Source organism: Mesorhizobium sp. P3_A9 (assembly GCF_056402975.1).
Map to the genome: position 1 here is coordinate 12,439 of NZ_JBFUGJ010000025.1, position 25,808 is coordinate 38,246.

Annotated in this window: 26 protein-coding genes and 2 tRNA genes; 8 read left to right on the plus strand and 20 right to left on the minus strand. The window is 63.2% G+C overall.

The genetic code is table 11. The features are described from left to right. Positions 1-45: 45 nt before the first annotated feature. Together AC1DX0_RS06785 and AC1DX0_RS06790 are read left to right on the plus strand one after the other, a co-directional pair. Positions 46-660 (plus strand): dimethylsulfonioproprionate lyase family protein, encoded by a 615-nt coding sequence (locus AC1DX0_RS06785; RefSeq protein ID WP_477222183.1) that lies wholly within the window; start codon positions 46-48, stop codon positions 658-660. Beyond that, positions 660-2,135 carry a cobyric acid synthase gene (locus AC1DX0_RS06790; protein ID WP_477354786.1) on the plus strand — a complete coding sequence of 492 codons (1,476 nt, stop codon included), beginning with the start codon at positions 660-662 and terminating at the stop codon, positions 2,133-2,135. Before AC1DX0_RS06785 ends, AC1DX0_RS06790 begins: the two co-directional genes overlap by 1 nt. A 151-nt stretch (positions 2,136-2,286) precedes the next feature. On the opposite strand, the gene AC1DX0_RS06795 is transcribed toward AC1DX0_RS06790, so the two are convergent. From AC1DX0_RS06795 to AC1DX0_RS06810, 4 genes are all read right to left on the minus strand, one after another. Further along, positions 2,287-2,706, minus strand: a complete 420-nt coding sequence (locus AC1DX0_RS06795) for a VOC family protein (RefSeq protein WP_477222185.1) — start codon at positions 2,704-2,706, stop codon at positions 2,287-2,289. A gap of 127 nt (positions 2,707-2,833) precedes the next feature. Next, the gene (locus AC1DX0_RS06800; protein WP_477354789.1) at positions 2,834-3,664 is read right to left on the minus strand and encodes a helix-turn-helix domain-containing protein; all 831 of its coding nucleotides are present in this window, start codon (positions 3,662-3,664) and stop codon (positions 2,834-2,836) included. Positions 3,665-3,767: 103 nt separating this feature from the next. Further along, complete coding sequence (locus tag AC1DX0_RS06805; protein ID WP_081850490.1) at positions 3,768-3,938, minus strand: hypothetical protein; 171 nt, start codon at positions 3,936-3,938, stop codon at positions 3,768-3,770. Between the two features lie 41 nt (positions 3,939-3,979). Continuing rightward, complete coding sequence (locus AC1DX0_RS06810) at positions 3,980-4,765, minus strand: TSUP family transporter (RefSeq protein WP_477222187.1); 786 nt, start codon at positions 4,763-4,765, stop codon at positions 3,980-3,982. A 148-nt stretch (positions 4,766-4,913) separates the two neighbouring features. Here AC1DX0_RS06810 and AC1DX0_RS06815 point away from each other — a divergent pair, with 148 nt between their 5' ends. Beyond that, positions 4,914-5,345: a TerB family tellurite resistance protein gene (locus AC1DX0_RS06815; RefSeq protein ID WP_477354792.1), complete on the plus strand. Its 432-nt coding sequence runs from the start codon at positions 4,914-4,916 to the stop codon at positions 5,343-5,345. 58 nt (positions 5,346-5,403) lie between these two features. On the opposite strand, the gene AC1DX0_RS06820 is transcribed toward AC1DX0_RS06815, so the two are convergent. The 6 genes from AC1DX0_RS06820 to AC1DX0_RS06845 form a co-directional block, all read right to left on the minus strand. Next, on the minus strand, positions 5,404-6,513 hold the full coding sequence (locus AC1DX0_RS06820) for a tetratricopeptide repeat protein (RefSeq protein WP_477222189.1): 1,110 nt from the start codon (positions 6,511-6,513) through the stop codon (positions 5,404-5,406). 112 nt (positions 6,514-6,625) lie between these two features. Continuing rightward, on the minus strand, positions 6,626-8,248 hold the full coding sequence (locus tag AC1DX0_RS06825; RefSeq protein WP_477354795.1) for an ABC transporter ATP-binding protein: 1,623 nt from the start codon (positions 8,246-8,248) through the stop codon (positions 6,626-6,628). Further along, on the minus strand, positions 8,245-9,114 hold the full coding sequence (locus tag AC1DX0_RS06830) for an ABC transporter permease (RefSeq protein ID WP_477354797.1): 870 nt from the start codon (positions 9,112-9,114) through the stop codon (positions 8,245-8,247). The genes AC1DX0_RS06825 and AC1DX0_RS06830 overlap by 4 nt, the downstream gene beginning before the upstream one ends. Beyond that, a complete protein-coding gene (locus AC1DX0_RS06835) occupies positions 9,111-10,058 on the minus strand; it encodes an ABC transporter permease (protein WP_477354800.1) in 948 nt (315 codons plus the stop codon). Before AC1DX0_RS06835 ends, AC1DX0_RS06830 begins: the two co-directional genes overlap by 4 nt. Before the next feature lie 79 nt (positions 10,059-10,137). Next, positions 10,138-11,616, minus strand: coding sequence for an ABC transporter substrate-binding protein (locus tag AC1DX0_RS06840; protein WP_477354803.1), 1,479 nt, complete (start codon positions 11,614-11,616; stop codon positions 10,138-10,140). Between the two features lie 124 nt (positions 11,617-11,740). Beyond that, positions 11,741-13,018 carry an acetylornithine deacetylase/succinyl-diaminopimelate desuccinylase family protein gene (locus AC1DX0_RS06845; protein ID WP_477354806.1) on the minus strand — a complete coding sequence of 426 codons (1,278 nt, stop codon included), beginning with the start codon at positions 13,016-13,018 and terminating at the stop codon, positions 11,741-11,743. A gap of 221 nt (positions 13,019-13,239) precedes the next feature. Between AC1DX0_RS06845 and AC1DX0_RS06850 the strand changes: the two genes are divergently transcribed. Continuing rightward, a complete protein-coding gene (locus tag AC1DX0_RS06850; RefSeq protein ID WP_477222386.1) occupies positions 13,240-13,671 on the plus strand; it encodes a L,D-transpeptidase in 432 nt (143 codons plus the stop codon). 71 nt (positions 13,672-13,742) lie between these two features. Here the strand turns inward: AC1DX0_RS06850 and AC1DX0_RS06855 are convergent, their stop codons facing one another. From AC1DX0_RS06855 to AC1DX0_RS06890, 8 genes are all read right to left on the minus strand, one after another. Next, the gene (locus AC1DX0_RS06855) at positions 13,743-14,726 is read right to left on the minus strand and encodes a lipid A biosynthesis lauroyl acyltransferase (protein WP_477222195.1); all 984 of its coding nucleotides are present in this window, start codon (positions 14,724-14,726) and stop codon (positions 13,743-13,745) included. Between the two features lie 5 nt (positions 14,727-14,731). Beyond that, entirely contained in the window at positions 14,732-15,760 is a 1,029-nt protein-coding gene (locus AC1DX0_RS06860) for a zinc-binding dehydrogenase (protein WP_477354809.1), read from the minus strand. Positions 15,761-15,876: 116 nt separating this feature from the next. Further along, complete coding sequence (locus tag AC1DX0_RS06865) at positions 15,877-17,154, minus strand: beta-ketoacyl-ACP synthase (protein WP_477222197.1); 1,278 nt, start codon at positions 17,152-17,154, stop codon at positions 15,877-15,879. Between the two features lie 48 nt (positions 17,155-17,202). Further along, the gene (locus AC1DX0_RS06870) at positions 17,203-18,393 is read right to left on the minus strand and encodes a beta-ketoacyl-ACP synthase (protein ID WP_477222198.1); all 1,191 of its coding nucleotides are present in this window, start codon (positions 18,391-18,393) and stop codon (positions 17,203-17,205) included. Between the two features lie 56 nt (positions 18,394-18,449). After that, complete coding sequence (locus tag AC1DX0_RS06875; protein ID WP_010909964.1) at positions 18,450-18,731, minus strand: acyl carrier protein; 282 nt, start codon at positions 18,729-18,731, stop codon at positions 18,450-18,452. 176 nt (positions 18,732-18,907) lie between these two features. Further along, positions 18,908-20,050 carry a slipin family protein gene (locus AC1DX0_RS06880; protein ID WP_477354812.1) on the minus strand — a complete coding sequence of 381 codons (1,143 nt, stop codon included), beginning with the start codon at positions 20,048-20,050 and terminating at the stop codon, positions 18,908-18,910. 370 nt (positions 20,051-20,420) lie between these two features. After that, positions 20,421-20,490, minus strand: a tRNA-Asn gene (locus tag AC1DX0_RS06885). A 2-nt stretch (positions 20,491-20,492) separates the two neighbouring features. Beyond that, positions 20,493-20,566 (minus strand) — tRNA-OTHER (locus AC1DX0_RS06890). Positions 20,567-20,860: 294 nt separating this feature from the next. Between AC1DX0_RS06890 and AC1DX0_RS06895 the strand changes: the two genes are divergently transcribed. From AC1DX0_RS06895 to AC1DX0_RS06905, 3 genes are all read left to right on the plus strand, one after another. Next, positions 20,861-21,064, plus strand: a complete 204-nt coding sequence (locus AC1DX0_RS06895; protein WP_477222387.1) for a hypothetical protein — start codon at positions 20,861-20,863, stop codon at positions 21,062-21,064. 17 nt (positions 21,065-21,081) lie between these two features. Next, entirely contained in the window at positions 21,082-21,291 is a 210-nt protein-coding gene (locus tag AC1DX0_RS06900; protein ID WP_477222200.1) for a hypothetical protein, read from the plus strand. Between the two features lie 66 nt (positions 21,292-21,357). Further along, complete coding sequence (locus AC1DX0_RS06905) at positions 21,358-21,552, plus strand: hypothetical protein (protein WP_477222201.1); 195 nt, start codon at positions 21,358-21,360, stop codon at positions 21,550-21,552. Positions 21,553-21,648: 96 nt separating this feature from the next. On the opposite strand, the gene AC1DX0_RS06910 is transcribed toward AC1DX0_RS06905, so the two are convergent. Further along, the gene (locus tag AC1DX0_RS06910; protein ID WP_477222202.1) at positions 21,649-22,197 is read right to left on the minus strand and encodes a histidine phosphatase family protein; all 549 of its coding nucleotides are present in this window, start codon (positions 22,195-22,197) and stop codon (positions 21,649-21,651) included. A gap of 101 nt (positions 22,198-22,298) precedes the next feature. Next, positions 22,299-25,319: a caspase family protein gene (locus AC1DX0_RS06915; protein ID WP_477222203.1), complete on the minus strand. Its 3,021-nt coding sequence runs from the start codon at positions 25,317-25,319 to the stop codon at positions 22,299-22,301. 143 nt (positions 25,320-25,462) lie between these two features. Between AC1DX0_RS06915 and AC1DX0_RS06920 the strand changes: the two genes are divergently transcribed. Continuing rightward, positions 25,463-25,808 (plus strand): AEC family transporter (locus AC1DX0_RS06920; RefSeq protein WP_477354815.1); only part of this gene is annotated, 346 nt, incomplete at its 3' end.

The following is a 25,808-nucleotide window of genomic DNA, read 5'->3' on the forward strand; positions in this document are numbered from 1 at the left end:
TCCCCTGCGGAGCGGCTGTGCATCAATGCATGTCCGGAGCGAGATGTGACGACAAAATTCGATGAACTGCTGCGACGCTTCCACGCCTATCTCGCTTCCGTGGACAACGCCCTGGTGCGCGACGCCGTGGCGCGCATCGGTTGGGACATGCCGGCCCGCGCGCTGGAGCCGCATCCGCTCGGCTGCCTGCGCCATCTCGATCGCGCCGCCGAACTGGCACCATCCGATGCGAAGCCGCTGGTGCAAGTGCTGGCGGCGCAGCGCAACGAATTGCACTGGGGGCAGACCTACACCAAGGCTGATTTCGGCAAGGCCTTCATCGACAATTACGGCTGGCTGGAAGTGTTCGGCACGCGCGGGCATTTCGCCAATGACGCGGTGGCGGCCGGCCTGCTGATCCTTGGGCCTGATATCGTCTATCCCGACCACCATCACGTCGCCGAGGAGATCTACATTCCGCTGACGGGCGGTACGGAATGGCGCATGGGCGAGGGCGGCTTTCGCAAGCGGGAGGCCGGCGAGGTCGTGCACCACGCCTCGAATGTCAACCACGCCATGCGAACCGGCAACGAGCCGCTGCTGGCGCTCTACATCTGGCGCGGCGGGCCGCTGGCGGCGAAATCCACCATCACCGGAACCGCGACGCAGGGCCGGGGCTGATGGCCAGGGCAATCATGCTGCAAGGCACGGGTTCGGATGTTGGCAAGACGGTGCTGGTCGCCGGCCTGTGCCGTGCCGCGAAAAAGCGTGGGCTGAAGGTGCGGCCGTTCAAGCCGCAGAACATGTCGAACAACGCCGCCGTCGCCGACATTCCCGGTGACAACAATCATGGCGGCGGCGAAATCGGCCGCGCGCAATGGCTGCAGGCGATCGCTTGCGGTGTGGCGCCATCGGTCCATATGAACCCGGTGCTGCTCAAGCCGCAGACCGATGTCGGCGCCCAGGTCATCGTTCAGGGCAAGGTGTTCGGCGAGGCGCGGGCGCGCGACTACCAGGCGCTGAAGGGCCGGCTGATGGATGCCGTGCTGGACTCCTGGGCGAAGGTGGGCGAGGGCGCCGATCTGGTCATCGTCGAGGGCGCCGGTTCGCCAGCTGAAATCAACTTGCGCAGCCGCGATATCGCCAATATGGGCTTTGCCACGCGTGCCGATGTGCCCGTGGTGTTGGTCGGTGACATCGACCGCGGTGGCGTCATCGCCTCGGTCGCCGGTACGCATCTGATCCTGCCGGAAGAAGACCGGCGCATGATCGTCGGCTATCTCATCAACAAGTTCCGCGGCGATGTCTCGCTGTTCGACGACGGCCTGAGGGCGATCGAAAAGTTCACGGGATGGCGCTGCTTCGGCGTCGTGCCGTGGCTGAAGGCAGCGGCGCGGCTGCCTTCGGAGGATTCGGTGGTGCTGGAGCGGCTAGCGTCCGGTGAGGCGCGCGCGCTGAAGGTGGCGGTGCCGATGCTCGGCCGTATCGCCAATTTTGACGATCTCGACCCGCTCAAGGCCGAGCCGCAGGTCGAAGTGGTGTTCGTGCCGCCCGGCAAGCCACTGCCGCAAGACGCCGGGCTGGTGGTCATTCCCGGTTCCAAATCGACGATCAGCGATCTCATAAAGTTCCGCGAGAATGGCTGGGACCGGGATCTGGCCGCGCATCGCAAGCGCGGCGGTCATGTCGTCGGCATTTGCGGTGGKTTTCAGATGCTTGGCCGCAGCGTGCGCGACCCCGATGGCATCGAAGGCAGYGTCACCGAGGCCGAAGGGCTYGGCCTGCTCGAYATCGAAACGGTGATGGAGCYGGAGAAGACGGTGCGCAATGTCAGCGCGCGCTCGGTCCAATTCGATCTGCCGCTCGAAGGCTACGAAATCCATCTCGGCCGCACCACCGGCCCGGACACCATGCGGCCGTCGGCGATCATCAATGGTGCCGAGGACGGCGCGATCTCAGCCGATGGCAAGGTGTTAGGCACCTATATGCATGGCCTGTTCGGTGCTGACGCTTTTCGCGGGAAATTCCTCGAAAGCCTCGGCATCAAGGGCGGTGGCATTGACTATCGCGCCGAAGTCGAACGGGCGCTGGACGATGTCGCCGCAGAGCTGGAGAGCCACCTCGACTGTGACGCGATTTTCGGGCTGGCTCGCTGAGGCGTGCTGATATTCAGGTGAGGCCGGCCTGCAAACGGCGGCTTCCTGCGCTTCCGGTGCTCACGTACTTGAGTACGCTCCGCTCCGGTTCTCGGTAGCCACCATTTTCGGCACGGCCTGACCTGAATCTCAACACGCCTCAGGCCGGTGCTCAGCCCTTCTCACCCGCCTTCGGCCAATACGTCCCAAAAGACCAGACGCTGCCTTCCGGATCGCGGCAGATGAATTCGCGGCTGCCATAGTCGCGGTTCGTCAATTCCTGGATGATCGTCGCGCCGGCTTTCCTGGCCTTGGCGTAGGCGGCATCGGCATCGTCGACGGCGATATAGATCGACTTGCCGCCGCCTGGACCGGGTTCGCCGACCATCTTGCCGTAGTCGTCGTCGCGAGCGCTGCCCAGCATGATCATCGAGGAGCCGAAGACCAGTTCGGCATGGTGCACGACATCGCCTTCGCCATAGCGGGCGCGGACGCTGAAGCCGAAGGCTTCGCCCAGCCAGTCGATCATTTTCGCCGCGTTTTTATAGCGCAAAGCGGGGTAGAGGCGGGGGGCTTCGGTGGTGGTGGGCATGGGAACTCCTTCATCTGGGTTGGTCGATGAATCCTGTTTGTGCATGTCGTTGTCCCAAAACCGCTGCGCACTTTTGGGCGACATGCATCACTCTGTTCGAAGGCCGTTCCAGCGTCTTGAAGAAATGTTACCTGCTGAGAAGTGCCGTCGGCGTCTCGCCGGCAAGGTCGCGGAAYTCGCGCACCAGATGSGCCTGGTCGGCATAGCCGCARTCGGCSGCGATRTCGGCCCAGTCCACCGTCTGCTGCCGCGACAGGCCAAGCGCSCGRTTGAAGCGSACGATGCGCGACAGCGYCTTGGGGCCGATGCCGGTTGCGTCGGTGAATTTTTCGGCGAGGTGTTTGCGGCTCCAGCCCAGCCTTTCGGCGATCGATGCAATGCGGGTGCGGCCACCCGAAGTGATGATGCGGTCATAGGCCCAGGCGACTTCCAGTGGCGTTTCGGCAGCGTTCGCGAGACGAGCGGTGACGAAGGCCTCGGCCAGATCGAAACGCGTCGACCAGTCCGGCGCGTTGCCAAGCTGTTCGCGCAGCGCCATGCCCTCAGAGCCCAGCACGTCGTCGAGGACGACCATGCTGTCGGCCAGGTCGCTCATCGGCAGGCGGAAGAAGCGGCGCGCGCCAAGCGGGGTGAAGTTGACCTGCACGCAGCAAGCGGCACCGAAGGATTCGATCATCACCGGTCCGGCGTAGAGGCCGGCGGCGAAACTGGCGAAGCGGTCATTGTCGCCCGGCGTCTTGCCGAGGCCGATGGCGAAGGGCTCGGCGAAACTGATCACCAGCGGCACGGTCAGCGAGGCGTATTCGACATTGCGGAAATGGCCGGCAGCCGTTTCGCGATAGCCGCAAATGTCTGACACGATGCCATCAAGTGCAGGATCGGCAAGGCGCCGGCGCATCTCGAAACGCCCCGCGATGGAGTGGTCCTGTTCCTTCCGGCGCTGCATCTCGATCGGCATTGGCCATCCTTCCGCCAAGCCAAATCTAGCAGACCCGTGACCGGAATCAAAAGCGCCCGGCTTKTGGCCGRGCGCTTTCAGTCCCCACTTCAAGGGAAACCTGTCAGGCGCCGCGCATCAGGCAGCCGCCGGCCAGCACGACGAAAGCGATGGTCACGATCCAGACCGAGGCCAATGGTATGAACGCAAGAATGCCGAGGGCTGCTAGAACGCCGATAATGGCGATAACAACTGCAATGATGAAAACGATCTGTGTGGGTGCGCTGAGATTCATGTTTGGCTCCTCCTCAACATGATTCGAACAGTGGCAGTCTATCACACACCAATCATCACACGCAGCGGATTGGCCGGATCGGCCAGCAGCTTCACCGCCAGCGCCACGCAGACGATCACCAGCAGCGGCTTGATCAGTTTGGCACCGATGCGCATGGCGAGGCTCGCGCCGACGCGGGCGCCGAGGAACTGGGCAACGCCCATCATCAGGCCGATCTTCCAGGAGATGACCCCGACAGCGGCAAAGACAATGAAGCCGCCGATGTTGGAGGCAAAGTTGAGCAATTTGGTGTGCGCCGTCGCCTTCAGCACGCCGTAGCCGGCAAGCGCGACAAAGGCCAGCATGTAGAAGGAGCCGGCGCCGGGGCCGAACAGGCCATCATAGAAGCCGATGGCCGGCACCACGGTCAGTCCGAACAGGAATGGCGACAGACGTTCGGCCCGGTCGACATCGTTCATGTTGGGTTTGAGGGCGAAATAGAGCGCGATGGCGATCAGCACCAGGGGCAGCAGGGCGCGCAGGAGATCGCCCGGAACGATGGTGGCCAGCAAGGCGCCGATGGCACTTCCCACAAGTGCCAGCAATGCCGAGGGCAATTGTCGGCGCAGGTCGACGTGGCCCTTGGATGCATAGTGGATAGTCGCCGACCCGGAGCCGAACATGCCTTGCAGCTTGTTGGTTCCAAGCGCCTCGACCGGTGAGAAGCCGGCAAGCAGCAGGGCGGGAATGGTGATCAGTCCGCCGCCGCCGGCAATCGAATCGACAAAGCCCGCGGCAAAGGCGGCGAAGGCGAGCATGGCGATTGTCTGGGTGGTGAGGTCGATCATCTGATGTGCGGAAACGTCCGGTCGGCGGGATAACGGCGTTCGACCACGACCGCCCTGTTTGCGCAAGGCCGATTCCGCGCTACCTCTATCCAAACGCATCGCGCTTGGATTTGTATTTGTGCGCAGTTAACCCCGGAAAGAGGCCCCGATGGCATTCGCATTGCTGGACCAGATACGCTCGATCTTCGACGGCGACCCGGGCGTGCGCAAGGTCGCGGACGATCCGGTGCTGTCGGCTGAACTTCTGATGCTGTTYCGCATGATCCTGGCCGACGGYWCGGTCWSSGAGAGCGARATGGTTGCCTTCCGGCGCATCTGCAAGGATGCCTTCGGCATTCCGGAAACCAGCATCGACGCTGTCATCGAATATCTCAATGAGTTCGGCTACGAGACCAACGGCTCGCAAGCGATCGCGCTGTTTCGCGATCTCGACGTCGAACGGCGCAAGCAATTGGCCCAGCACATGGCGGAGATCGCCAAGGCGGATTCGCAACTGGCCGATAGCGAGGTGCGCCTGCTGCGCCGCACGCTCGACCTGCTCGACATCAGCCCGGTCGATGTGGTGAAGCCGGAAGAGTAAGACGCTGCCCTGAGCAACGGGTTCCCCGGCACCGAGGGGACCTTCCTCGCGTGCCGTGTCACCCGCCCATCTTCGTCAGTTCGTCCTTCGCCTGCCTGCTCCAGCGTGCGGCACGCTTCAAAAACGCGATCGCCTTGGCCTTGTCCGCTTCGTAGCCGCCTCGACCGTCCGCCATGTCGTGGGCGAGGGCGACAACGGCGTCTTCGTTGCCTTGATCGGCCGCCAGCCTGTAAAGGCGTGCCGCCTCACGCGAATCTTTTGGTAGTCCGCCTTTGCCGTCCTCGTAGAACCCGCCGAGATCGTACAGCGCGTATTTGTTGCCGGCATCGCTCGCCTGCCTGAAGAGTTGGGCCGCCTGCTTGTCGTCCTTCGGCAGGCCGTAGCTGCCGCGCTCATAGGCCTTTGCCGCGAAGTCCCACGTCTGGGGATCGTCGCCGGCCGCGGCCTTCTGGATCAGCCGCAGCGACTCTTCCGGATTCGCCGACAGGCCGCCTTTGCCCCTGAAATACATCCTGGCGAGATCAAACGCCGCCTGGGCGCTGCCGAGCGCCGCCGCCTGGTGCCAGAGCTGGACGACGTCTGCCTGCCTGTCTTCAGCCAGGCTCAATGGCAGGCCGAGCGCATAGAGTGCGTCCGCGTCGCCGGCGTCGGCTGCCTCTTTGATAAACTGGATCTGCGCTTCGCGGGGGTCGGTGGCGAAGGTCGTATCCGCGAACAGGTTCCGGCGCTGCGACTTGGCTTCCATGGCGTCTGACGCCATCGCCTTTTTCAGGAGAAGCATGGCCTGGCTGGCGTCTTGCTGGAAACCATCGCTGCCGTGCCAGTAGAAAGCGGCCAACGCGACTTGTGCCGCGGAATAGTTATGGTCTGCGGCATCCTTATAGCTTCGACCGGCCAGGGCCATCTCATCGGCTGATAACGACCCGACCCGCCCGGCGGCTTCATGCGCCCGGCCGAGGTTGAACAGCAGGCGCGGATTGTTCGGATCGGCGGCCAGTGTCTTTTCGCAAGCCGCGATGGCGTCGTCCGGGTCGATCCCGTAGAGGCCGATCCCTACGCCGGCCCGATTCGGATCGGTGGGCGAGCCCGCCAGTCTGTCGCACTCGGTCGGTTGATCGGCAAAGGCCGCCCCTGCCATCAACAATCCGAACAATCCGGCGACAATCATTCGACGCGACCGCATGGAGTCCCCCGGCTGGTTGGTTCTCCAAACCATATTTGGATTTCTGCGCCTGGTACATCCGATCCGCAAGATCTTGCGAATACGGGGTTTGAGGGCCTTACCCCTGTTCCTGCATCCGTCGGGCGATCGCCCGATGCAGATCAGGAGCCGCGGCGACCAGCGCCTTGGCGGCCTCGGATTGCGGATGATCCAGCACCTCGCTCGTCTTGCCGCGCTCGACGATCTTGCCGTCATGCATGACCAGCACCTCGTCGGTGATGGCSCGRGCGACGGTCAGGTCGTGTGTGATGAAGAGATAGGCGATGCCGAGCTTCTGGTTGAGCTCGGCGAACAGGTCGAGGATCTGGGCACGGATCGAGACATCGAGTGCCGAGACCGGCTCGTCGGCRACGACCAGCTTSGGSCKGGTGATGATGGCGCGGGCRATCGAYAGGCGCTGGCGYTGGCCGCCTGAGAATTCGTGCGGRTAYTTGTCCATRTCGCGCTGATCGAGGCCGACCTCATGCAGCGCATGCGCCACCATCTCACGCCGCTCGGCGCGCGTCGGTTTCTTCTCCAGCACATGCAGAGGTTCCGCGACCAGTTTTTCGACCTTTTGGCGCGGATCGAAGGAGCCGTAGGGGTCCTGGAACACAACCTGCATGTCGCGCCGCGCCGGCTTCAATTCGGCTTCGCTCTTGCCGGTGATCGTTTCGCCGCGAAAGCGGATAGCCCCCAAGGTCGGCTTGTCGAGCGCCAGGATCATGCGGGCAAGCGTTGACTTGCCGCAACCGGAGCGGCCGACCAGCGCCACAGATTGGCCCGGCGCCAGCGACAGCGACACGTCGTCAACGGCGCGGATCGGTGCGGCGCGCCGGAACAGAGAGGTGCGCCGGCCCGGATAGTCGCGCGTCACGCCTTCGACCTCAAGCAGCGGCTTGGCCGATCCAACGGCGTGAACCTTGGCGCGCGCCGGCACATGCATCGAGGCTTGCGCCAGCTGGCGCGTGTAGGGGTGGAGTTGCGCCGACAGCGTGCGCGCCGTGTCGCCAGCTTCCATCACCTCGCCATGGCGCAGGATGGTGATGCGGTCGGCCATCTCGGTCACCACGGCGAGGTCGTGCGAGATCAACAGCAGGCCCATGCGGCTCTCCGCGACGAGRTCGCGCAAGAGGTCGAGGATCTGCSCCTGYAGCACCACGTCGAGYGCYGTCGTCGGCTCGTCGGCRATCAAGAGCTTGGGTTTCAGCGCGCAAGCGATGGCTATGACGACACGCTGGCGCTGGCCGCCGGAGAGTTCGTGYGGATAGCGTGACAGCGGGAATTTCGCTTCGGGCAGGCCCACACGGTCAAGCATTTTGCGCGCCCGCTCTTCAGCCGCCGCACGCGTGGCCTTGGTGTGCCAGCGTATGCCTTCGGCGACCTGYTCGCCRATGGTCTTGACCGGRTTSAGCGCCGTCATCGGYTCCTGGAACACCATGCCGATGTCGTCGCCGCGGAGCGCGCACATCTGGTCCTCGGTTGCTCCGAGAATGTCGATGCCATCGAAGRTGACGCGACCGGTGGCGCGCGCGGCGTGTGGCAGCAGCTGCATGAGCGTCAGCGCGGTCATCGACTTGCCGGAGCCGGATTCGCCGACCAGCCCCATCACCTCTCCGGGCGCGACGGAGAGTTCGATGCCTTTCAGGATCGGCGTGTCGCCGATCGCCAGCGACAGGTTTTCGATCTCCAGCAAGCTCATCGCTGCCGCCGCGATTTCGGGTCGAGRATGTCGGCGATRCCRTCGCCSAGGAGATTSAGGCCWAGCACGGTGATGACGATCGCCATGCCGGGAAAGAYCGCCATCCAGGGCGCCACCACCATGCGSGTCTGCGCGTCGAACAGCATACGGCCCCAGCTCGGCATCGGCGGTTGCACGCCGAGGCCGAGATACGAAAGCCCGGCTTCGGCCAGGATGCCGAGCGCGAACTGGATGGTGCCTTGCACGAGGAGCAGCGTGGCGATGTTGGGCAGCACATGTTCGATCGATATCTGCGTGCTGCTTTTTCCCGCGGCGCGCGCGGCAAGGATGAACTCGCGTGGCCAGATCGCCAACGCGCCGGCGCGGGCAACACGGGCAAACACCGGWATGTTGAAGATGCCGATGGCGATGATGGCGTTGACGGCGCCCGGCCCGAAGATGGCGGTGATCATGATCGCCGACAGCAGCGCAGGGAAGGCGAAGACGAGATCGTTGATGCGCATCAGCGCCTCGTCGACCAAGCCGCCACGCGCCGCGGCAAAAGCGCCGAGCGGCACGCCGATGCCCATGCCGATGCCGACCGCGACAAATGCCACCGCAATCGAATTGCGGGCACCGACCATGATCATCGACAGGATATCGCGGCCGAAATGGTCGGTGCCGAACCAATGCGCCAGCGAGGGGCTTTGCGTCTTGTCCGCTATGACCAGCTTCGTCACGTCGTAAGGCGTCCAGATATAGGAGACGACAGCCATCGCTAGGATCAGCAAGGTGATGACGAATCCGGTGACGAAAGCCGTGTTCCTGAATGCCTTGGCCAGGATTGAGCTGAACGTCTCCTCAGGAATGTCGATGTGCAGCGTCATTGCCGGCTTCTCAGGCGCGGATCGACGACCGCATAGGAAAGGTCGACGATGAGGTTGACGGCAATGACGGCGGCGACCAGCAGCATGACGACACTTTCAACGACGATCAGGTCGCGCTGGGTGATCGCTTGGAACACCAGCCGGCCGAGGCCGGGCAGGTAAAAGACATTCTCGATGATGATGGTACCGGCGAGCAGGAAAGCGAATTGCAGGCCGAGAATGGTCAGCACCGGGATCATGGCGTTGCGCAGCGCATGCCGCCACAGCACGGCGCGGTAGGGCAGGCCCTTGGCGCGGGCGGTGCGGATATAGTCCTCGTTCAGCACCTCGATCAGCGCCGAGCKGGTGACGCGCGCCAGGATCGCAGCCTGCGGCAAGGCAAGGGCGATCGCCGGCAGAAGCAACGATTTCAGCGCCGGCCAMAYGCCGGCGCYCCAGCCGGGAAAGCCGCCGGCSGGSACCAGCCGCARCCAGACGGCRAAGASRTAGATCAGCATCAGCGCGAACCAGAARTTSGGCACKGCGACGCCRAGCTGSGCCGCGCCCATGGAAATCGTATCGCCGGCCCGGCCGCGCCGGCTGGCGGAAAACAGGCCGACGGGAATGGCGATGATGGTGGAGAGCGCTAGCGCGATCAGTGCCAGTGGCAGCGAGACGRCAAGCCGTTCRCGSACRAGATCGATGACCGGCACCGAATAGGTGTAGGAGCGGCCGAAATCGAGGCTSAGCAGGCCSCCGGYCCAGTGCAAATAGCGCAGGGCAAGCGGCGCGTTGAGACCCATCTGGTTGCGCAGGAGTTCGATCTGGTCGGCGCTGGCGTTCATGCCCAGCATCAGCCGCGCCGGATCGCCGGGCAGGATTTCGAGCACGGCGAACACCACGATGGAGGCCAAGACCAGCGTGGCGAGAGAGATGGCCAGGCGCTTGAGGAGATAGGCAGTCATCCGTTCCAACGTGCCGGAAAAAGGCAGGCTCCGGAAGCTGGTTTACTCCCGGAGCCACGCATTTCTCGGAAGGGCGAAATCACTCGCTCCACTTCACCTTGGTCAGATCGTTGGCGGGAATCGGCGCGTTTTCCCACAGGCCTTGCAGCTTGGCGTCCCAGACCCCGACCTTGGGCAGCTCGTAGAGGAAGCCGACCACGGCATCGTCGGCCAGGATCTTTTGCGCTTGTGCATACAATTCCTTGCGCTTGGCCTCATCCGACGTCAGGTCCAGATCGGCGATGACCTTGTTGAAGGTCGGGTTGTCGTAATTGAAGTAATAGTCCTTGCGCGCGTAGATATCGATGTCGTTCGGCTCGGTATGCGACACGATGGTCAGGTCGTAGTCCTTCTTGGTGAACACCTGGTCCAGCCACTGCGCCCACTCGACGGGGATAATCTCGAGGTTGATGCCGACGTCGCGGAGCTCCGAGGCGATGATCTCGCCGCCGAGCCGTGCATAGGACGTCGGCGGCAGCTTCAACGTGGCCTTGAAGCCGTTCTCCAGTCCCGCCTGCTTGAGCAGTTCCTTGGCCTTGGCCACGTCGTGCGGATAGCGGCCGGTGAGGTCGACATARTATTTRTTKGCCGGCGACATATGCGAGCCGATCGGCAGGCCGAGCCCGGCCGAGGCGCCGTCGATAATCGCCTTGCGGTCGAGCGCATAGGAGATCGCCTGCCTCACCTGCAGCTTGTCGAAGGGCTGCTGCTTGTTGTTGATCGACAGGATGGTCTCGCCTTCGGTCGCGCCGACCACCACCTTGAAGCGCGGATCATCCTTGACCTGGGAAACGCTGTCGGGATCGAAGAAGGGGAAAGCCTGTATGTCGCCGGAAAGCAGCGCCGGCACCGCCGCCGCGGCATCGGGAACGATGCGGAACTCGACCTTTTCGAGGAAAGCGGGGGTGCCCCAGTAATGATCCGATTTCACCAGGGTGACCGATGAGCCCTTGGCCCAGCTCTCGAACTTGAAGGGGCCGGTGCCAACAGGCTTTTCCTTGTTGGTGTCGGCGGATTTCGGCGACACGATCACCGCGTCGCCCCAGCCCATATTGTAGAGGAAAGAGCCCTGCGGGTGGGTGAGCGTCACCTTCACTGTGGCGGGGTCGACCACGTCGACCTTGTCGATGGCGGCAAAGAGCTGCTTTTGCGCGTTGAGGGAGTTTTCCGCGCGGGCACGGTCGAGCGAGAACTTCACRTCGTCGGCGYTGAARTCGGYGCCGTCRTGGAATTTCACGCCGGTGTGCAGCTTGAASGTGTAGRYYTTGCCRTCATCGGAAATGGTCCAGCTYTCGGCRAGATCCGGCAGMACCTCGCCATTSGGGCCGATSCGGGTCAGGCCCTCGAACACATTGGCGTAGGTGACCTCCCTGATTGCCGCGGCCGCTCCCGCCGTCGGGTCGAGATGCGGGGGCTCGAGCGGAATGCCGATGACAAGATCGGTCCGGGCGGCAAACGCCGAAGTGGCGGTTGCGAACGCCAGCAAGGCAGCGGCCAGAAGGGTCTTCCAAAGTTTCATCGCTCAACTCCCTATGTGCTCAAATGCTCAAGCCGGCGGATAGAAGCGTGATTTCGCGCGGGAGTAAATTGCGTTTCGTGCTGTCGCGCCGCGCCAGGAGAAATGTTTTTGCGCCGCAGGCCGCTCATTCAGTTGTGCCGCGCAGCAGCACGTTGAGCCCGATCGCCATGACCTTGGCCGATTCCACCATGTCCTCGATGCCAACCCATTCGTCCGGCCGGTGGGCGAGGTCGAGAATGCCGGGGCCATAGGCGATGCAATCGTAGATGTGACCGATGCGGGCTACGTGCTTCTGGTCGTAGGTGCCGGGCGAGATGACGTAATCGGGCTCACGGTCGAAGATGGCCATGATGCCTTGCGCCACCGCCTTGACCACCGGCGCATCGCGCTCSGTCATCAGCGGCAGCACTTCCATCAGGTCGCGGATYTCRTARTYGAAYTTYTTGCGCTCGCGCTTCAGCCGCTCGAGAATGCCGGTCACTTCGCCTTTGACCGTGGCGAGATCTTCCTCGAGCAGGAAGCGGCGGTCGATGGTAAGCCGGCAGGAATCGGGCACGTTGGGCGAGGGCAGGCCGGGCCGGAAATCCTCCGTCTGGCCGCCATGGATGGAATTGATGTTCATGGTCGAGCGTTTTGCGCCCTCGGGCACGACCGGCATGCGCGTCATCTTGCGGTCGAGCGCCGGGAACAGCTCGTCTTCGAAAGCCCTGAGCACGGCACCCATATGGCGCACCGCATTGTCGCCGAGAAACGGCATCGAACCGTGCGCGATCTCGCCCTTGGTCTCGATCTCCGCCCACCAGACGCCGCGATGGCCAAGGCAGATRCGGTCCTTGTTCAAGGGCTCGGGGATGATTACGTGGTCGACCCTGGGTTTGGAGAAATAGCCCAGCCYGGCCAGATGGGCGACGCCGCCGAAGCCGCCTGATTCTTCGTCGACCGTGCCTGATATTTCGATGGCGCCGGGAAAGTCKGGATAGACTTCCATGAAGGCTTCGGCGGCGATGATCGAGGCGGCCAGGCCGCCTTTCATGTCGCAGGCGCCGCGGCCATAGACCCTGCCGTCGTTGACGACGCCGGCAAAGGGATCGACGGTCCAGCCGTCGCCGGCCTCGACCACGTCGATATGCGAATTGAAGTGGACGCAGGCGCCGGGTGACCGGCCGTCGAAACGGGCCACGACATTGACGCGCGGGTAGCGATCGGTGTCGCCGGGTGTGCCTTCGGCGCGGATGAATTCGGTCTCGAAGCCGCGCTTCTTCAGCCGCTCGCCGATATATTCGGCGCATGGCCGGTAGGCCTCGCCGGGCGGATTGATGGTTGGAAAACGGATGAGGTCGGCGGTCAGCGCCACGACTGCATCGCGCTTGTTATCGATTGCTTGCAGGAGTCGTTCGTTCATCAGGAGAGTTGAGCAAAGAACGACGTTGCATTGCAAGCCCGCCAGCAATCAAGTCCGTGCGACGTGTCGTTGCGGCAACTATCGCGGGAAATCGTTCAAATTCGCTGCTTCGGATTGGCGAATTGATCAAGGAGTGTGTGTTATCCCGTTCACCTGCCATTAAAAAGATGAAAAACATCGTGAGGGCAGACAGGCAAGGGCAATCAAAGGGGTTTGGTCGCATGAAGAAGTCTTTTCTAGTCGCAGCGGCGATGTTGGCAACCGCGCTGTTTGGTGCGCCGGCCGCAAGCCAAGCGGCCATGTTGGAAGCGAGTATCGACGTGTCGTCGCAGACGATGACGGTCAGATATGGCCTGGAGGTCTATCGGTGGACCGTGTCTACCGCGCGTCCCGGCTATTTCACGCCGCGCGGCACCTACCGGCCGCAGCGCACGGCGCGGATGTGGTATTCGAAAAAGTACCATATGTCGCCGATGCCGTATTCGGTGTTCTTCCATGGCGGCTATGCCATTCATGGCACTGGCGCCGTCAGGCAACTCGGCCGCCCGGCCTCGCATGGCTGCGTGCGGCTGCACACGGCCAATGCCGCGGCCTTCTATTCGATGGTGCGGGAAGTGGGCTTCGGCAATACGCGCATTGTCGTGACGAACTAGCAGCGGCTACTGGTTCGCTCAGGCGGGCCCTATCGGCTGGCGTGGAACTCGCATTCTCGCCGGCTGCTTGCTCAGGTATTTGGCACAGGAGCCGGCTTCGACCGCTTCTTGCGCCGCCAGTTGCTGATCTCCCACCTCTTGTGGAACCACATCCACTGGCCGGGATCCTCGCGCACCCAGCGCTCGACCACGTCGTTCAGCATCTGGGTGGTGGCGTGGACGTCGACGCTGCCGTCGGCCGTGCGCGGCAAGACCAGTCTGTCCTCGATCTCGAGCCGGAAGCGGTTGCCTGGCAGTCTGATGCAACGCGCCGGATAGACGTCGCAGTCATAGTGACGGGCAAGGGTGCCCAGCACGCGGTTGCTCTGGCAGGGACGGCCGAAGAAGGTCGTATCGAGGCCGTTGGAGAATTTCTGGTCGACAAGGACGCCGATATTGCCGCCGTTTTCCAGGACGCCTGCCAAGGCGAATGAGGCGCCGGCCATCGACGGCAGCAGCGATCCCATGGTCGAGCGGCGTGTCGAAAGGATGTAGTCGGCGAGGTAGGGGTTGTTGGGCGGGCGAAACAGCGCCGTGATGTTCATGCCGAAGGTCGCCGCTGCCACCGGCAGCAGCTCGAAATTGCCGAGATGGCCGGTGAAGACGATGTGCGGCCGCTTTTCGGCGGCGATCTCGACGAAATGCTCCGTTCCCTTGACCTCGACGCGGCCGGGCTTGGTTGCCGCGGGGTCATAGTCGAACAGGGCGTCCAGGAAAATATACTCGGCGGCAAGGCGGGCCATGTTGCCCCACATGTCGGAGGCTATGGCCTGGATCTCGTCTTCGCTCTTTTCCGGATAGGCCTTGCGCAGATTGTCGACGGCAACCTGATGGCGCCCCACCCTGGGGCCGATCAGGCGCGCCACGCGGTCGGCGAAATTCAGGGCACTATCAGCCGGCAGCAGGCGCAGCACCGAGATGATCATCATCGCCGCGCGCGCAACCACCCAGTAGTTCAACTGGCGCAGTTGCCGGCCGTAGCGATACCTCAAGTCCCGGCGAAGCTTCTTGAACACAGGCGTTAGCCGACCCGCAGGATGATCTTGCCGAAGACGTCGCGGCCTTCCATGCGCTTCAGCGCGGCATCGATGTCGCTGAAGCCGACCTCGGTGTCGACSACCGGTGCGACCTGACCGGCCGCCATCTTTTGCATGGCGTTGGCCATGTTCTCCATGCGGCAGCCGAAGGAACCGAGMAGCTTCAACTGCTGYTGGAAGAGTTGCATCAAGTTGATCTGCGTCGACACGCCCGAGGTCGAGCCGCAGGTGACCAGGCGGCCGCCGCGCTTCAGGCACAGCATCGAGGCGGCAAAGGTGTCGGCGCCGACATGTTCGAAGACGACATCGACGCCCTTCTTCTTGGTCAGCTTGCGCACGACGCCTTCGAAACGGTCGTCGCGGTAGTTGATGACGTGGTCGGCGCCCAGCGCCTTGGCCTTGTCGATCTTGTCGTTGGAGCCGACCGTGGTGATGATGGTGCAGCCCATCCGCTTGGCCAGCTGGATCGCCGCCGAGCCGATGCCGGAGCCGCCGGCATGGACAAGGATCGTCTCGCCCGGCTGCAGCCTCGCATTGTCGAACAGCATGTGCTCGACGGTGCCGAAGGTGACSGGCGCGACRGCSGCGCCRAYGTCSGTCACGCCGGGCGGGGCGGGGACCAGCAGGCGCGCCGGCAGGTTGATCTTTTCCTGCGCGAAGCCGTCGAGATGGAAGCCATGAACGCCCGAAACATGTTCGCAGAGATTGTCGCGGCCTTCGCGGCAGGCGCGGCAGAGGCCGCAGGTGCGCGCGCCATAGATCGACACCAATTGTCCAGGCAGCAGGCTGGAAACGCCGGGACCGACCGCYTCGACCTCGCCGGAGGCTTCCGCGCCGACGACCAGCGGCAGCTTGCGCTTGGCGAAGGCCATGCCGCGCCAGCCCCAGACGTCGATATGGTTCAGCGCCACCGCCTTGATGCGCAGCGTGACTTCGCCGAGTGCGGGCGGCGGCGGGGGCGGCAGGTCCACCGTTTCAAGACGGCGGTCCTCGATAAGTTGCAGTGCGCGCATAAGGCCTGTCGGTTCTGCTCTAAAGCGCGACGCGCTTTAGTTCTTTGTTTTATGCATGTCGTTGTCGCAAAACCGAGGTCACTTTTGCGCGACATGCATTGGCGGAAAGCGCTCGCTTAGACCGGTTCCCGCGCCATGACAAGGCAAGTGTTCTGGCCGCCGAAGCCGAAGGAGTTCGACAGAACGCTGCGAACCTCGGCATTGCGCTTCTTGTTGGGCACCACGTCGAGCACGATCGCCGGGTCGGGATTGTCGTAGTTGATGGTCGGCGGAATGACGCTTTCACGCATCGTCATCAGCGAAAATGCCGCCTCGACAGCGCCGGCCGCAGACAGGGTGTGGCCGATCATCGACTTGTTCGACGAGACCGGCATCGAGCCGATCCGCTCGCCGAACACGGTCGACAGCGCCAGATGTTCCATCTTGTCGTTCTCGGGGGTCGACGTGCCGTGGGCGTTGACATAGTCGATCTCGTCTTCACTCATGCCGGCATCGGCGAGGGCGGCGCGAACCGCGGCAATGGCCGGCGAAGCGTCCGGCTTCGAGCGGGTGCGGTGGAAGTCGTCGGCCTTCTCGCCGCAACCGCCCAGGACGCCGAGAATTGTCGCGCCGCGAGCCAATGCCGCCTCAAGCGATTCCAACACCAGCGCCCCGGAACCCTCGGCCAACACGAAGCCGTCGCGATCCCTGGAGAAAGGCTTCGATGCCTTTTCGGGAACATCGTTGTGCGTGGAGAGCGCCGAAAGCAATGAGAAGCGGATCAATGCCTCGGCGGTGGCAGAACCGTCCGCGCCGATCGATAGCGCCCGATCGCATTCGCCGCGGCGGATCGCCTCGACACCGAGCTGGATGGCGGTGGCACCTGAAGCGCAAGCCGTCGACAGGGTGATCGGCAGACCGCGTGTGCCAAGGCGATCGGCAAGGCGGTCGGCGATCGAACCGAACTGGGTGGTCTCGAAAATATCCAGCTCTTTCAGGCTACGCGCCACCCGAAGCAGTCTTTCGGCGGCGGCGTCATCCTTGTCCTTGTCAGAATTGTAGAGCGAGAAGCGCTCGGCCCAGTCGAGTTCGACCGGCGGCGATGCGAGGAAAAGCGGTCCGCGGAAATCGCTGGAATCAACACCGGCTTCGGTCACCGCTTCGAGGCCCGCAAGCTCGGCCAACTCGTAGGTGAGCGGGCTGGCACCTTTCGAACTCGACGGCAGGAAATCGACCATGCCGGAGATGCGGGTGTTTAGTTGATCGATGGGAAAGCGGGTGATCGGGTGAATGCCCGACTTGCCGGAGGTCAACGCCGCCCAATTATCTGACTTGCCGACGCCRAGCGAKGTGACCACGCCGATGCCGGTGACGGCGACGATCGGCCTGCCCATGTGATCTCTGAAATTGGTCATCGGGAAGCCCTCGAGCGATTTATCTCTAACAGCATGGTGGATGCCGCCTTACGCTGACTTGACCAGCGCCATGCCCTCGAATTGGTGATAGCCGATCGCCGTTGCAAGGACGCTTTCGGGGATGCCTTCGAATGGCTTCTCGGCTGCGGCATCAAAGACGGGGTAGGCGGCCTTACGCTCGACGGCGAGTGCCGCCAGCGCCACGGCGAAGGGAAACTGCGCTTCCTTCATGTGCCCGGTCAGCGTAGCAAAACCGCGCGTGGCGATCGCCGTATTGGCATCGAGCGCTGCCTTCTCGGCAGTGGTTGCGGCATGCGCGCCAGAGGCGCCCGAAAGTGCCAGCAGCTTGCCGTTTGGCAGCGCCACCTGGCTGAGCAGTGCGGCGATCTCGGCGTCGAGTTCTCCGCGCGAACGCCTGGCGCGGCCGGAGACCACTGGCCCGAGCTCGGCATAGATCTTGCGCCCGCGGCTCATCGCGTGTTCGCGCTGTTCCAGCACCAGGAAGGCACCGCCGGAGCCGGTTACAACGCCGCCGCCTTCGGTGCCTTGTCTTTGCCAGACAGGCTTCCACGGGCCGCGATGCAAATAGCCGGCGAGCTCGTAGCCGAGCAGCATGTCGGAATGTTCGGTCTGGAAGGCGCCGCCGACCAGGACGTGCGTCGACTGGCCCGAGCGGATGCGAGCAGCCGCGGTCTCGACTGCGGAAACACCGGCACCTTCTTCGCCCATGAAGGTACGTGACGAGCCCGTGACCTTGTGAACAATGGAGATGTTGCCGGCGAGTAGGTTGGAAAGCTGAGCCAGGAACAAAGTCGGCCGCAATTCGGTGGTGAGCTTCTCATTGAGCAGCACGTCGCGGTCGTTGCGGCTCTCGGAAGCGGCCAGAATGGCGGCATCGACAGCCTCGTCGCGCTCGCCGCCGCCGGCGGCGACAACCATGTCCATGGTCGTGCAGAGCTCGTCATTGCCTTTGATGCCGGCGTCGTCGAGCGCAAGCCCGGCGGCATAGGTGCCGAGCCGCTGCCATGTTTCCATCTGCCGCTGGTCGCCGCGCTTGGCGATCTGCAGGTTCCAGTCGATTTCCGGCAGCGGGTGGACAGTGTAGGGCGCAAAGCGCGCGGCCTCAATCACCGGCTGCAGGCCCGGCTGCGCCAGCTTCTGCCAGTGGGCGTCAGGGCCTTCTCCCAGCGAGGAGACAAGGCCGATACCAGTGATGACGACGTCGCGAGGGCTGCTCATGAGCGGCTTTGTGGGTCAGGTGGTGGAGCGCGTCAAGGTCGCGCGCTCAACTGACGTCAGGCGGTCTTGGCGGCGACCAGCGCGTCGATCTTGGCGCACAGGTTCTTCATGACGAAGTAGTCGTCGGTCGAAGCCTTGCCGTCATTGACTTCCTGGGTCCACTTTTCCAGCGGCACCTTGATGCCGAATTCCTTGTCGATGGCAAAGACGATGTCGAGGAAATCGAGGCTGTCGATGCCGAGATCGTCGATCGTGTGGCTCTCGGGCGTGATGGTGTCGATATCGATCTCGCTGGTGTCGGCAATGATCTTGGCGACTTTGTCGAACGTGGTGGACAAGGGCTTTTCCTTCTTTGCGGGCGGAATCTGTCCGCATCTTGTTTGGGCGCTGTCTAATTGGTTTTTCCCGGCAGGAAAAGGCCTGATACGCCGGGCGCAGATGGGAAGCGTGCCTAGGAAACGCAAGAAGGGCCGCCGGTCAACCCGGCGGTCCCTCCCGTTACCGTTACGTCAGCTCAGCTTTCGCGRAGCTTGACCAGRTCGTTCAGCAGYCCGCCCGTTCCGTTGTGRACGGTCAGCCGCTCGACCTTGCCGGCGATGTTTTCCAGAGCCTCGAGCTCCTTCAGCCGCAGCATCACCGGGTTCTCCGCCATCACCCTGGCCGTGTTGAGCAGGGAACGCGTGGCGTTCGTCTCCTCGCGGCGGCGGATGACGTTGGCCTCGGCCTGCTTTTCGGCCGAMACCACCTGGTTGAGGATCTCGCGCATCTCGCCCGGCAGGATGACATCCTTGAGCGCGATATCGCTGACCTCGACCCCGATCTCGGCCATGTCGGCACGGACCTTGGCCGCGGCTTCCTCGTCGACCGTCACCTTCTTTTCRAGGATCTGRTCRAGCGTSAGCSCSCCAAGMGYCTTGCGGAAGGCRTACTGSAGGGCGCGGTAGAGGGCTTCRGMGAAGTCCTTCACAGCGCTCACCGCCTTGACCGGATCGACGACMCGGTATTCGGCGGCGATGTTGACGCGGATCGTGACGCGATCCTTGGTCAGCACTTCCTGCCCGGCGACGTCGAGCGACTGGCGCTTGAGGTCGACGACCTTCACCTGCACCATGCGTCCGACGTTCCAGAAAGCATGCACGCCCGCCGTCAATGTCCGCACCAGGACACCGTCGACGAACAGCAATCCAGCCTGGCCGTCGACGACCGGATGGACCGACATCAATTCCGCCTTCCGAGCCTGGCCGAGCCGGCGCATGATCGCCGGATCGATGGCGAGGTCACCCGAGGTGTCGGCCACCGTGACCTTCCACGGCCCGGCGTCCGTCCACAGCACCAGCTTGCGGTCCGGCGCCAGCACGGCATGCAGGTTGCCGTCACGCTCGATGACGGCGACATCCGTGCGCCCGGTGCGAACGACGGTGAGATGACGCGCGGCCACATCCGGGAGCTTGTCGAACAACGCCTTCTCGTACGCCGAAACGAATTCCGGGTTCTTCAGATCGTGCCGCGACACTTCAAGGCTTCCACCCCGGTTGGCGAGCCAATGCTCGCCCGGCAGCAGGACAGCCTTGATCTCCCCCTTGTAGAGGGTGAGGGCACGTTCGTTTTCCTTTACGAGGACGCGCTCGCGCCCAAGAACCTTATCGAGAACAGTCATTGTCTTACTCCTGTCGGGCATGGCCCCATGCGAGGCGTCAACTCATGCGTCGATCTTCCCTTCGTTTCTCGTTTCACATCGTTTCTAGCGTCATAGTCCGGGCACGAATGATCCGGGGACTGGTGGCATCAAATCGCAGCGGGCCTTCGGGAGCGGATCGCGGGGCAGCGAAGCGGGCTCGGCAAGCCTTGGCCTCCCTTGCCGGCGACGCTGCGCCTTGATCGTCACCGCGGGCCTGGCCGCGAGCCGATGGCGTCGGACCTTTCGGTACGGCCTTGGCCCGAAGGCTTCGGCCATCCGTCAGGTCGTCAGCATTCCAGTCCCCGGACCGTTTTCAGATAACACCGTGGCAGGGTGCTGGCTTATCAGGCCAATGGAGAAGGAATCGAACCTTCGACAGTCAGATTAACAATCTGATGCTCTAACCAAACTGAGCTATCCGTGGTGCAGACAGCAGGATTCGAACCTGCGACCTCCGGACCCAAATCCGGCGCTCTCCCCCTGAGCTACATCCGCGATCCCAATCCCCAAARCGGCRCCGTATACAGGGCGGCAAWGCCGCCTGCACGGGCKGAGACGAAAGCTCCAACCGYTGTGCTCGCTTCGGTTYTCGTGACCGGGAGCGCGCCTATAGCCCCTGCGACGGGTTGTCGCAAGCGGCATTGTCGCGGCGAATTTGCGGCTTCTTTCGGCGGTGGCATTTCGGCAACACTAGCCGATCGGCAATTGCATGTACCAATGTACCATGGTACAAACCAAACTATGGAAATAGAACGCGTGCAGACCGGGGTCCGCCTGGAAAAGCGGTTGGTGAAGGTGCTCAAGGCCCTGGCCGAACATCGCGACATGAGCCTCGGCGATCTCATCGAAGGAATCGTGCTGCACGCCTTCGAAGGGCAGACGCCGTTTTCCCCGGCGACGCTTGAAACGATCAGCCAACTGAAGCGCATCTACGGGTTGGAGCTTGGCGCGGCGGACAGCCACCGTCTGACCGAAGCGCCATCCTCAAACTGAATGGAAAGGGAAGGCGAATGACGAACCACCTTGAACGCAGCCACAGCATCGTCCTTTCCGGTCCGGTCGACCGCGTCTTCCCGCTGTTCACGCCGATCGGCGAGACTTTGTGGGTGGAGGGCTGGGATCCGAAATTTCTGCATCCGCAAAGCGGAGAAACGCGGCAAGGCATGGTCTTCCGAACCGCTCACGGTGAGGAGACAACGCTCTGGGCCTGCGCCGACTGAGATCCAACCGCGCATCGTGTCCGCTATGTCAGGGTCACCCCGGACTCGCGCTTCGGATTTGTCGAAGTGGCCTGCCGTTCGGCTGCCGATGGCGGCACCGAAGCATCGATTGCCTATACGTTCACGGCTCTGAACGCGGCGGGAGAATCCTATCTGTCCGAACTGACGGAGGATGCCTTCGCGCACATGATCGAGACCTGGAAAGTTCGCATCGATGCGTGGCTGCTCACTGAGACGTCAGTTGGCACTGATCATCATTAGAGCGGTTCACCGTTTCACGGAAATGGCGAACCGCTCTAACTCTTTGTTTGACGCAATTCCGGACGGAAACCGTTTCACACTTTTCCTGGAATTGCTCTAGAAGGTGACGCGGCCGAGCACGCGCAGACCGTCGCCCTGCGGCTCGACGACCACGGCCTCGCCCTCGCGCGGCGAAACACCGGTCAGGGCCACGATGTCTTCCAGATGGGTGACCATGACCAGATTGTCGGAGCCGGAATAGGCGCGGATTTCCTTCATGATCGCGGCGATCTGCGCCGCCTTCTGGGCATCGTCGCCTTTCAGCAGATCGAGTGGCGCAAACAGCTCCGGCTCGGCCTCGAAGGCGATGCGGGCGGTGTCGAGGCAGCGACAGTAGCGGCTGGAAAGGACTCGCTCGATGGGCGCGGCGCGGGCGGCAAACAAGGCGCCGATCTTGCTCGCCTGCTGCTTGCCGCGCGCCGACAGGTTCATCTGTGTGGCGCAGCTGTCGATATCGAAATTGGCCGGGTCGGTAGTGCCGGTGACCATGGCATGGCGCAGCAGCACGACATGGCCGCCATCGCGCAGCAACGCCCAGCCGGCATCCGTGGCATGGGCCGCGACGGGAGTGACGAGCAGGAACAAGGCCAAGGCAAATCTGATCATCGCAGTCCTTCCAGGAGCCTGGCATCAGACTCCGACCATTCGCATATAGGGATTGGAAAGCGGGCACAAAGACAAGCCGGAAGCCGGCCGCGTCTCGAGTCTCACTTTTTGGCGATCTGCTTTTTCACCAGATCGATCTTCTGGTCGGTCAGCGGGATGGGGAGGGTGTAGCCGGCTTCGGTAAAACCCTGTTTGGCGTTCTCGAAGAACGCGATGGCCTCGAGATATTCCGCCTTGCCGCCGCCATAGGTGGCCCGGTTCCAATGGATGTCGCCAAGATTGTTCTGTTCGAAGGCCCACTGCATGGGCTGGCTTTCCCTGGTGAACACTTTCAGCGTCGCGGTGAAAGCAGCCTCGGCCTCGTCGAGATATTTGCCGGTCCTTTCGATGTTGCCGAGGTTGAGCAGGCTCATGCCGATGCCGTTCTGGGCATTGGCCCAGTCGACGGGCGCCGTCTCGAGGGTCAGCACCTCGAGGGCCGCCCGCCGGGCGGCGATCGAATCCCGCAGGGTTTTCGGATCGGCATTGCTCATGCTCAGCCAGTGTAAAGTTGAGCCGAGGCCGGCCTGGGCCAGCGCCCATTGCCGCGGGTTGGTCTCGCGCTTGTACTCGCGCAAGGCATTGCCGTAGGCGTCGACCGCCTCGTTGTAATGCTCGGCCTTGTCCGTCACGCCGCCAAGCAGTTGCAGCGTGTTGCCGAGATTGTAGTAGCTCATCGCCCAATCCTGCGGGAATTTCCGCCTGACATAGACCTGCCGGGCTGCCTGGAAGGCTACCGCCGACTGTTCGAGTTTGGCCGCGTCACGTGTGCGCTGGCCAAGCGTTTGGTAGATCGAGCCGAGATTGTTCTGCGCCGACGCCCAGTCCATCGGGAATCGCTGCCGGGTAAACACCGTCAGCGCATCATCATAGGCCGCGGCTGCCTCTTCGAGCGTGTCGGTGCCCATGTCGAAACGGGCAACGCCGCTCAGCGCGTTGCCGAGGTTGAGCCGGCTGGTCGCCCAGGAGACCGGAAAGGTCTCGCGGGTTCGTACTTTCAGCGCGGCGCGGAAGGCATCGGCCGCCTCGTTGATCTTCGCCTTGTCGTTAAGCTGGATGCCAAGCGTCACCAGCGTGTTGCCGAGATTGTTCTCGACCATCGCCCATTCCACGGGGGCTTTCTCGCGCGTGTATTCCTCGAGCGCCAGCCGGTAGGCGGCCTCCGCGTCCTTCAGATGCTCGCCGGCGGGCTCGCGCTCGGAGAGAGCAAAGAGCACCAGGCCGAGATTGTTCTGTGAAGCGGCCCAGTCGAGCGGCAGCTTGTCACGGGGACGCTTTTCCAACGCGGCGCGCATCGCCGCCACCGCCTCATTGAGGCGCTTCGGGTCGCTCTCGCGYTCGCCGATCTTCAAMAGCACATTGGCGAGGTTGTTCTGCGCGGCGGCCCAGTTTCGGTCGTCCTTCTCGCGCTCGAAGACGACGAGCGAATCGCTGAAAATCTGGGCTGCTTCTTCCAGATGCGCGGTTTCGGTCTCGCGCTCGCCGATGGTCTGCAGCACCACCGCCATGTTGTTGCGGGTGATCGCCCAATCTCTGTTCTGCTGGCCATTGGGAATGAAATTCAGGATGACGCGGTAGGCTTCGATCGCATGCTGCAGCGCATCGAGATCGCCGGTGGCGTAACCGTAAGAGTTCAGSGCCTCGGCTTCCTGGTTCTTGTAGTTCCAGCGCAGCTTGTCGTCCCATTTCTCGACCAGCGAGAAGGACTTGGCGTAATCGTTGGCGGCGGATTTGTAGTCGAAGACCAGTGCGGCGGCGTCGGCGCGTTTGGCATAGATGGCCGCGTCGGCGATGCGTTTCTGCCTGACCATTTCCTCGGCATCGTCGACAGCACCGCTGTTCTGCTCGACCCTGCCGACCGCGTCGTCGAGGAATTTGCGCGCCGTCACCATGGCGCCCTGGCCAATGGCCTTGTCGGCGGAGGCGACCAGGCGCTTTATCTCGGGATCGTCGGTGCGCAGTGCGGCGCGCTCGGACATCATCTTCTTCAGGCGCTCGGCCTGGCCGTCGAGCACCTTCTGCAGGTCGGTCGGATCTTCGGGGATATTGTCGGTGCCGAGTGCCCTGAGCACGCCATAGAGTGCGTCGAGCGGCACGCCATCCTGCAGCGAGGCCAGTTCCACCTGCGCCCGCTTCGGGTCGGGCAGGTCGGAAATGGTCAACAGCAGTTGCCGCCGCTCGCCGGTGATCAGCCCGTCATCGCCGGTCGGCTCCGGCGGCGCGACGCCAAAATAAAGCAGCCGGCGCAGGCTTTCATTGACCCAGGGGCGCTGCTTCGCCTTGGTGTCGAGATAGACCTCCTCGGTCACCATGCGCATGACCGAGCCAAACTCCGTGCCTTTCATCGCCGCAAGGTGGCGCAGCAGGGCTGCCGCATAGGGGCTGTTTTCGCCGGCCGCACCATCCAGCGCCGGGCGGCCCGGTTCGGCGGCGAAGCCGACCACCGTGCCGAGGCTCGCATCTTGCGCCGACGCATTGGCGAGCGCCTTGGCGCCACGCACCGGTTCCAGCCCGCCAGTGCCAATCGGCTCGGCGGAAGCGGTCGGCGCGCGGCGCACCACGGCGTCCGCCGGAAACGGATTGGTGCGGCAGGCATCGAGCAGCATGATCGTTACCGGCACAGTCTTTTTCAATTCGTCCATGACGGCGGATATCGGCACCAGGGCCTGGCCTGCATCCTTSAGCGACGASACATCGGCRTCGACCGGMACCAGATARTTCTCGCCGCCGGCCTCGATGCCGTGGCCGGARTARTAGATGAAGGCGACGTCRGCGCCTTCGGCRTCCTCGACGAARCGTTCGAGGTCGCGCTTCAATTTCGACGCATCGCGATCGGTGACGTTGCGGGCGTCGAAGCCGAGGTCCGTCAGCATCTTTGCCATGTCGCGGGCGTCGTTGGCCGGGTTGGGCAGAACGGCGATGTGCAGGTAATTCGACTGACCGATGATCAGCGCCACGCCCTTCAGGCTTTTCGTCTCGGCAAGTGCAAGCGCCGTCGCGGCAAGACAAAACAGTGCGGCGACGAAGGCCGTCAGCGACATCCGCGCAAAAAAATTGCGTCCCGAGGTTTCGACAAAGGTCATTTGTCGTTCGTGTCCGCCCTGATATTCCAAACCCTCTATAACGCTGCCAGTCTACCATGATCAAATTTGGGCATGATCAAATTCGGGCAAGGTCAAATTCGGGCGCGATTGCGCCGCGCGCGTGGCTCGCCTATCCCTGAAAAATGTCTCCGCTCACAGAAACCGTGCTTTTCGTCTTCAGCCTGGTTGCGCTCGGCTATCTCGCCGGGTTGACCGGCTATCTCAGACCGGCGAGCGGCGAGGGCATATCGGAGTTCGCCGTCAACGTGGCGATGCCCCTGCTTCTGTTCCAGACGATGGTCAGGTCCGACTTCCATGGCTTGGCGCCATGGCCGCTCTGGTTCGCCTATTTCACGGCGGTCGCCATCACCTGGGCCGCTGGCCATCTGGTCACCACCCGTGTCTTCGGCAGGGATGCCCGTGCCGGTGTCGTCGGCGGCGTGTCGTCGGCGTTTTCCAATGTCGTGCTGCTTGGCGCGCCCTTTATTC